Annotated in this window: 3 protein-coding genes and 1 pseudogene; 2 read left to right on the top strand and 2 right to left on the bottom strand. The window is 69.0% G+C overall.

Annotated features, from left to right (window positions below):
* Positions 1-256, top strand: a pseudogene (locus tag VIR15_RS17770) (ArsR family transcriptional regulator); the annotation flags it as partial.
* A complete protein-coding gene (locus VIR15_RS17765) occupies positions 253-1,044 on the top strand; it encodes an SRPBCC family protein (RefSeq protein WP_331930178.1) in 792 nt (263 codons plus the stop codon). The pseudogene VIR15_RS17770 and the gene VIR15_RS17765, both read left to right, overlap by 4 nt.
* 220 nt (positions 1,045-1,264) lie before the next feature.
* On the opposite strand, the gene VIR15_RS17760 is transcribed toward VIR15_RS17765, so the two are convergent.
* Positions 1,265-1,585, bottom strand: coding sequence for a nucleotidyltransferase family protein (locus VIR15_RS17760; RefSeq protein ID WP_331930176.1), 321 nt, complete (start codon positions 1,583-1,585; stop codon positions 1,265-1,267).
* 140 nt (positions 1,586-1,725) lie between these two features.
* Positions 1,726-2,661: ATP-binding protein (locus VIR15_RS17755; protein ID WP_331930173.1), on the bottom strand; the 936-nt coding region annotated here is incomplete at its 5' end.

Genomic DNA, 2,661 nt, shown 5'->3' with positions numbered 1-2,661 from the left:
TTACCTCGTCGCACTTGCCGGTCGGCTGGTGCGCGAGGTCGGCGCCCTGGCGCGCCGGGCCGGCGCGTCCGGCAAGCGCCTGCCGACGCTGACCATCGACACGCAGATCGGCTTCCGGTCGGCCGCCGACCGGGCTGCGTTCGCGGACGACCTGACCGCCGCGGTGCTCGACCTGGCCGCTCGCTACCACCACGACGACGGGCGCCCGCACCGGCTCCTCGTCGCCGCCCACCCCCTTCCTGAGGAGAACCCATGAGCACCACATTGAACGTCCCGTACCGCCTGGAGTTCAGCGTCGAGGTCCCGGGCACCCCCGAGCAGGTCTGGCAAGCCATCGCCACCGCCAAGGGCATGAGCGCCTGGTTCGCGCCGACCGAGATGGAGGAGCGCGAGGGCGGCTCGCTGCACTTCACCATGGGCCCGGAGATGGGCTCGGACGGCCAGGTCACCGCCTGGGAGCCGCCGCGCCGGCTCGTCTACAAGGAGGACTGGGCCGCCCTCTTGGGCAAGGACCCCGATGCGCTCAGCCCGCTGACCTCGGAGTTCCTCGTCGAGGCACAGTCCGGCGGCACCTGCATCGTGCGCGTCACCAGTAGCGGCTTCGGGACCGGCGCCGCCTGGGAGTCGGAGTTCTGGGACACCATGGGACCGGGCTGGATGCCGTTCTTCGACAACCTGCGCCTCTACCTGTCGCACTTCCCCGGCCAGGAGGCTACACACCTGGAGGCCAGCGCCTCCCACCCCGGCGACGCGGACGTGCTCTGGTCAACCCTGCACGACGTGCTCGGGCTGGGCGACGAGGGCGCGACGGTCGAGGTCCGCGGCGCCACCGGCACGGTCGAGCGCGTCGGTGAACGGCAGACCTTGGTCCGGCTCACCGGACCGGTGCCCGGAATGCTCAGTGTCTACGCGTGGGACGACGGCGACGGCAAGGCGACGGCCGGCGTACGGGCCTACCTGTTCTCCGCCGACGCCGCAGACTACGTGCGGCGCGAAGAGCCGGCCTGGCAGGCCTGGCTGCAGGAGATCTCCGTCCCGGCCTGATCTCTCCCGTTACCCAGGGCGGCGGCGCCGGTCGACGCAGGTGCGTAACTCCGCCGCGAATCGACCACCAAAGGGGGAAGTGCGCTCGGTGAGTTCAGCCGTTGAAGTAGGGCGTCGTAAGCGATCGACGCGAGATCATCCGAGTGCAGGTGCGGCGCCTAGTCCTGGCATCGCGTGATCGCGTCAAGGATGTCTGCGCACCGCTGCTCCTCGGACCGGGTCACACTGGCACCGCGTCAGCCGTCGCACTCGAGGAGACATCACCTCGCAGCAGCGACGTCGCCACCACATCGACTCGTATCCCCAGGAGCTCTGTCAGCTCTTCGGCAACGCCGGATACCCGGAGCAGTTCATTGCCCCCGCCAGGCAACAGGTCAACCGTCAGGTCGATGTCGCTGTCGGGTGTGGCGTCGCCACGGGCAACGGAACCGAACAGCCGTGGGTTCGTCGCTGCATAACTGGCCAAGATCGCGTCGAGCGCACCTCTGTGGCGCGCAATCGCTGCGCGCAGCGACTGGCTCCGCCTCGTCACGGTGCTCATGCACCAAGGGTAACGGCGCAAGACTGTCGGGCTCGTCCGATAACCCGGCCTCAACATGCCGGCCTCGGCCCAGCGCTTCGCCTCGGGGCACGGAAGCTGTTCACTCGATCGGCATAATCCGTCGTCAGCCGACAAGCAGCTCACGCCTGGGTGCGCAGATAGCGTCCGAAATGCGGCACCGTGAACGCGATCTGACCTCGCTCACCGGAGTAGATCAGCCCCTTCTTGATCAGCGCATCCCTGGCGGGAGAAAGGGATTGGGGCTTTCGCCTGAGGATGTCTGCCACCGCTGAGGTCGCGACGGCGTCCATCTCGTTGACGATGCCGTATGCCGCTGAGCTCGCTCCCAGCCCGTCGTGACCTGAGTCGTCGGGCTGGGTGCCGCTCGACCGGATCAGGGCGGCGTCGGCCATCGCCCTCAGGTACTCGCGCTCGGCCGGGGTCGCGCGCTCGAAACGTGACCCGAAGAAGCCGACGGCCAACTCCGACTCGGCTTCGGGCGCGGCCACGCGGATGTCCTCAGCCGAGATGGGGGACGTGGGGGCGACGTCCCACACGACCTTGCCGTAGGCCTGGATGAAGTAGGGGTAGCCGGCCGTGACGGCGTACATGGCCTCGAGTGCCTCGGGAGCGAACGCGCACCCCTCGTCGGCAGCCGGACCCACCAACGCCTGGTCCGCCGCCTCGCGAGGGAGGCGGTCGATGCGTTGGTAGCGAAACAGCCTCTCGGAGTAAGACTTTGATGCGGAGAGGACCGCCGGTAGATGGGGCAGCCCGGCTCCGACGACGATGACGGGCAGGCCCGACTGCGAGATCTCGTGGCAGGCGGCGCAGAGCGCGGAGACGTCCTCCGGGTCGAGGTCCTGCATCTCGTCGATGAAGATGGCGACTCCCTTGCCGACGTCGGCGGCGAGCCCGCCGATGTCGGTGAAGAGCTCCACGAGGTCGATCTCGATGTCTCCGGAGTCCGCGCGGCCGGCAACGGCCGGCACGTCGATGCCCGGCTGCCACTTGTCCCGCAGCTTGGCCCCCGTCGGCGCGTCCCGGAGCGCGAACGACTTGATGATGCCGAGCAC

The sequence above is a fragment of the Intrasporangium sp. genome, assembly GCF_036566125.1.
Taxonomy (GTDB): Bacteria; Actinomycetota; Actinomycetes; order Actinomycetales; family Dermatophilaceae; genus Intrasporangium.
The sequence above is the reverse complement of the archived record's forward strand: the minus strand, read 5'-3'. Positions and strand labels throughout refer to the sequence as shown.

Bases quoted from the DNA above. Each gene is read 5' to 3' on its own strand.
- VIR15_RS17765 (WP_331930178.1), top strand. From the start codon at position 253: ATGAGCACCACATTGAACGTCCCGTACCGCCTGGAGTTCAGCGTCGAG.
- VIR15_RS17760 (WP_331930176.1), bottom strand. From the start codon at position 1,585: ATGAGCACCGTGACGAGGCGGAGCCAGTCGCTGCGCGCAGCGATTGCG.